Origin of the sequence: Streptomyces sp. NPDC058662, from assembly GCF_042716255.1 — a bacterium.
GTDB lineage: Bacteria > Actinomycetota > Actinomycetes > Streptomycetales > Streptomycetaceae > Streptomyces.
On sequence record NZ_JBHXRU010000189.1, the window covers coordinates 1 to 4,991 of the forward strand.

Below are 4,991 nucleotides of genomic sequence, written 5' to 3' on the forward strand. Positions count from 1 at the left end.
GGCGAAGGTCGCCCGCCGCACCCGCACCTGTTCGGGCCCGGCCCGACCGCGGGCACCCGGCGCGGCCTCCCGTCCCGCAGGGACAGGGGAGGGAAGGGGTGAGACCCTGGCTGCATGGCCCAGAGGGGACACCACCCCGAGGTCGATTGGCCCGCGCGGCCGGACACGAGCCTCGCGCTGAACCGCATGGGGACCTTCGACTGGGACCTCGACAGCGGACGGATGCACCTCGATCCCACCGCCTTCGAGGTCCTCGACCTGCGTCCGGACGAGTTCACCGGCACCGCCGAGGGACTGCGCCGGCGCATCCCGCCCGCCGAGGCGTCCCGTCTCGACGCCCGCGTCGCCCACGCGCTCAAGGCCGGCCGCACCCACTACGGGGCCTACATCCGCAGCCGCCGCCGCGACGGCTCCCCGGCCTGGACCCACATCCAGGGCAGCATCGTGCGGGACCCGGCCGGCCGCCCGTACCGGGTCATCGGCATCGTCCGCGACGCCGCGCACGACCCCGCCGAGCCCGGCGCCCCCCGTGAGCGGAGCGAGGGAAGCGAAGGGCGGCGCCGGATGACCGGCGTCGTCGAGCGGACCACCGCCATCCTGGCGCACGCCCGCACCGTGAACGATGTGACCGACATCCTCAAGGACCCGCAGGCCCTGGGACACCTCGGGGCCGTCAGCGTGATGCTGGGCATCGTCGACGGCGGCCGGATCCACCTGGTCGCCGAGGGCCAGCTGGGCTCGTACGTACCCGAGATCGAGTACACCCGCATCGACGCGCGCCTGCCGATGAGCGAGGCGGTACGCACCATGCAGCCGGTCCTCCTCGCCTCGCGCGAGCAGTTCCAGCGTCGCTACCCGGACCTGTGGCCGTACATCGAGCCGCTGAACGTCCGCAGCGGGGTCTACCTGCCGCTGATCGCCCAGGGGCGGACCATCGGCGCGCTAGGGCTCCTGTACACGCGGGACGGCGACTTCACCGCCGAGGAGCGCAACCTGCTGATGGCCCTCGGCAGCGGCATCGCGCAGAGCCTGCAGCGCGCCATCCTCTTCGAGCAGGAGCACGACCTCGCCGAAGGCCTCCAACGGGCCATGCTGCCCCGCCGGATCCCGGAGGTGGCGGGCGCGCGGATCGCCGTACGGTACCGCTCGGCCCGGATGGGACGGGACATCGGCGGCGACTGGTACGACGTGATCCCGCTCGGCGAGGGCCGGGTCGGGGTGATGATCGGGGACGTCGAGGGCCACGACACGGACGCCGCCGCCGTCATGGGGCAGCTCCGCATCGTCCTGCGCGCGTACATCGTGGAGGGCCACACCCCCGGCACGGCCATGGCCCGGGCCTCGGAGTTCCTGCGGGAACTGGAGACGGAACGCTTCGCCACCTGTACGTACGCCGAGGTGGACCTCACCACCGGGATGCTCCGGATGGTGCGCGCCGGTCACCTCGACCCGTTCGTGCGCCGCGGGGACGGCAGCTGCCACCGGATCCCGGTGGCGGGCGGCCTCCCGCTCGGCCTGCCGCGGGACGGTGCGGCGAACGCCGCCGGCGCGGGTACGGGGCGGGTACTTTCGGCCGCTTCGCACGCCGGCGAAAGCTGCGGCTACCCCGTCACCACGCTCGAACTGCACCCCGGGGACACCCTGCTCCTCTGTACGGACGGGCTGATCGAGCGGCCGGGCACGGACCCCGACACCGGTATGCGCGCGTTCATGTCGACGGTCGGCCGCGGCCCCCTCGACGTGGAGGAGCTCGCCGACACGCTCTGCGGGCTGCTCGGCGACGCGGGCGGCGGGGACGACATGGCCCTCCTCGTCCTGCGCCGCCGGGGCACGCCCATTCCCCGCGGCGGCGGTCCCCTGCACCACCGGCTGGACCCCGGCGACACGGAGGGCCCGGGGCTGGCCCGCCACCTGATCAGGGCCGTGGCGGCCGCCTGGGGCGCCCCGGACCGGGCCGACGAGATCGAGCTGGCGGCCGACGAGCTGATGACCAACGCCCTCGTGCACACGGACGGCGGCGCCGACATCGGCGTGCGGCTGACCGGTGAGGGGCGGATCCGGGTCGAGGTCGCCGATTCCAGCAGCGCGCAGCCGCAGCGGCGTGCGGCGGAGGACTGGGCGGTGTCGGGACGCGGGCTCATGCTCGTGGAACGGCTCGCGGACGCGTGGGGCGTGCAGCCCCGGGGCGGCGGGAAGCTCGTGTGGTGCGAGTTCTCCGTACCGGTGGGCGCGGGCGCGCGGCCGGCGGGGCGGCCCGCCGACCACGTGCCCGCGTGACGCGCCGAGCCGGCCCCGGAACCGTTCGGTGCTCCGGTGCCCGCGTCAGGGGGTGGGGCGGCCCTCGTCGTGGGGCGCGCCGGGGCCGGGGGGCGGGGAGGGGGGCGCCGTACCCAGGCCGGCCGCGAGGCGGTCGGCGAGGTTTCCGACGGCGAGTACGGCGTCCGCGGGGCGGTGTCCCTCCCCGTAGAGACCCACCACGATGAACGGGGGGTTCTTGACGGCGACGACGCCTGCGGCGCCGCGCTTGCCGTGCAGGAGGTGCCCGTCCGCCTCGGCCGCCACGTACGTCACACCGCCCACGGTGATCCCCGCCGCGACGGCGTCGCCCGGCGACTCGAACAATCCCGCCAGCTGCCGGCCCTCCCGGACGGTGGTCAGGAACGGGCCGGTGGCCGCGCGGACCGAACCGTCCAGGCGCAGGATCTCCGCCGTGGCAACCCGTCCCCCGCCGAGGACCTCCCGCAGATAGTGCGTCGTCTCGTCCACCCGGTCACTCCCTCGGTTCAGGGCCCAGGGCCCGCACGGCCTTAACGCCGCGGCGGCCCGGGAAAGGTCCCCGACGGCGACCGGCGCAGCGCCCGCCTTTGTCGGTGCGCCTACCCGGCCGCGTGCATCTCACCCCGGGTCCGCGCCGGGGCGGTGCTGCGCGGGGAGGTACCGGATCGGCGCGCGGCTGTGGCCGCCCGTGCGGCCGAACGGCTGAAACCGCTGGTCAGGGCCGCGTCGAGGACTTTTGGCGGCCGGTTTGTCGCCGATCCTGCCCGGATGCCGCCGTCCTCGCGCTCCGCGCTGCTGCCGGTCCTGCTCGCCGCACTCCTCGCCGCTCCTGCCGCGCCCGCCGCGCGCGCGGCGGGCGGTGCGGAGGTGGAGACGGCCCGAACCGTCCGGCAGGTCGCCCCGGGCGTCCTACTCGCCTCGTACGACCTCCTCCAGAGCGACCGCTGGCTGCGGATCGACGAGCTCGTGGTGGACCTGGGCGGCGGGGCCGGCGTCCACGCCGAGTACCTCCGGGGTACGGGCGCCCGCCCCGCCACGGTCGCGGAGGCGGCGGCGGGCCACCCCGCCGGGGCCGGGCGGCGCGTGGTGGCCGCGGTGAACGGCGACTTCTTCGACATCAGGGGGACGGGCGCACCGCTCGGGCCGGGCCTGCGGGCGGGGCGGCTCCTGCACTCGGCGTCGACGGGAGCCGGCGCGGCCATCGGATTCGACGCCGACGGAAGCGGGCGCGTCCTGCGCGTCGGGCTCGCCGGCGGCGTCACCCTGCCGGGCGGCGCGGTGTGCCCGCTGACCGGATACAACGCGGCCCGGCCCGCCGCCGGGGGCGTCGCCGCCTACACCGCCGACTGGACTGCGGGCGAGATCCGGGTACCGGCCGGGGGCGCGGCGGCACACGTGCGGGAGGGCCTCGTCACCGCGGCCGGGACGGTACGGGGCCCCGGGCGCCTCCCGCGCCCCGCACCCGGTACCGCGCTGCTGGTCGCGGACGGCCGGGCGGTGGCCGAACTCGCCGCCCTGCGTGCCGGCGACGCGGTGGCCGTCGAGGCCCGACCCACGGCCGGACCCGTGGGCAGTGGCGGCAGTGGCACCGGCACCGGTCCCGGATCCGGCACCGGCCGGGTGCCGGTGGCCGCGGTCGGCGGCCGGGAGGCCCTCGTGGTGGCAGGGGTCCCGCAGAACCACGACGGCAAGGGGAACAACGCGGCCGCCCCGCGCACAGCGGTGGGCTTCTCACGCGACGGCCGGCGGATGCGGATCCTGACGGTGGACGGCCGCCGGCGGGACAGTGGCGGGCTCACCCTCACCGCCCTCGGCCGCCTGCTGCACCGGCTCGGCGTGCACGACGCGCTGAACCTGGACGGCGGCGGCTCCTCCACCCTGCTCGCCGGCCTGAGCGGGGCGGCGGAGCTCGCGCTGGAGAACGCGCCCTCGGACGGCCGGCTCCGGCCCGTCCCCAACGGGCTGGTCCTCACCGCCCCGACGGGCTCCGGCCGGACGGCCGGCTTCCGCGTCGAAGCCCGGGGCGGCGACGCCCGGCTCTTCCCCGGCCTGACCCGCACCCTCCGGGCGACCGGCCACGACGCCGCGCTCGGCCCCGCGGCGGGCGAACCGGACTGGTCGGCCGACACGGGCCGCATCGGCGCGGACGGGGTGCTCCACGCGCCGCCGGCCGGGGCCGTCACCGTACGTGCCGTACGGGGGGCGGCGCAGGGCACGCTCCGGCTGGACGTGCTCGGTCCGCTCACCCGGATCCGCCCGGCCCCCGACCGGATCGGGTTGGCGCGGGCGGGGGAGAGCGCCGGCTTCGTCCTGACCGGGTACGACGCCCAGGGTGCGGCGGCTACGGTCGAACCCCGGGACGTCAGCCTGCGGTTCGACGCGTCGCGGTGGCGTGTCGCCGAGGACGGCCGGGGCGGTTTCACCGTGACCGCGCTCGTCCCGCACGCCGCGGGACGGCTCCACGCCACCGTCCGGGCCACCGGGGCCACGACCGAACTCGCCCTCGGCGCCGGACTCGTCCCGGTGCCCCTCGCCGACCTGGAGGACGCCGCCGCCTGGACCGGCCCCGGCGCGGCTCCCGCCGAGGGCCGCCCGGGCCGCGGCATCGCGCTGGGCCCGGTCGCCACCGCGTCCCACCGAACCTCCGCCGCGGGTCATGGACCAGCGGCTGATCTCCACCAGCGCCGTGCGCTGCGTGGGCAACACACTCATCC

The 4,991-nt window shown here is 77.0% G+C and carries 3 protein-coding genes; 2 read left to right on the plus strand and 1 reads right to left on the minus strand.

Going from position 1 to position 4,991, the window contains the following annotated elements:
• The first annotated feature begins 114 nt into the window (after positions 1–114).
• Entirely contained in the window at positions 115–2,277 is a 2,163-nt protein-coding gene (locus ACFWUQ_RS31130; protein WP_384544712.1) for a SpoIIE family protein phosphatase, read from the plus strand.
• Positions 2,278–2,322: 45 nt separating this feature from the next.
• Here ACFWUQ_RS31130 and ACFWUQ_RS31135 read toward each other — a convergent pair whose 3' ends face one another.
• The gene (locus ACFWUQ_RS31135; protein ID WP_384544714.1) at positions 2,323–2,766 is read right to left on the minus strand and encodes a profilin; all 444 of its coding nucleotides are present in this window, start codon (positions 2,764–2,766) and stop codon (positions 2,323–2,325) included.
• 279 nt (positions 2,767–3,045) lie between these two features.
• Here ACFWUQ_RS31135 and ACFWUQ_RS31140 point away from each other — a divergent pair.
• Positions 3,046–4,991 (plus strand): phosphodiester glycosidase family protein (locus tag ACFWUQ_RS31140; protein WP_384544716.1); only part of this gene is annotated, 1,946 nt, incomplete at its 3' end.

Bases quoted from the DNA above. Each gene is read 5' to 3' on its own strand.
- ACFWUQ_RS31130 (WP_384544712.1), top strand. From the start codon at position 115: ATGGCCCAGAGGGGACACCACCCCGAGGTCGATTGGCCCGCGCGGCCG.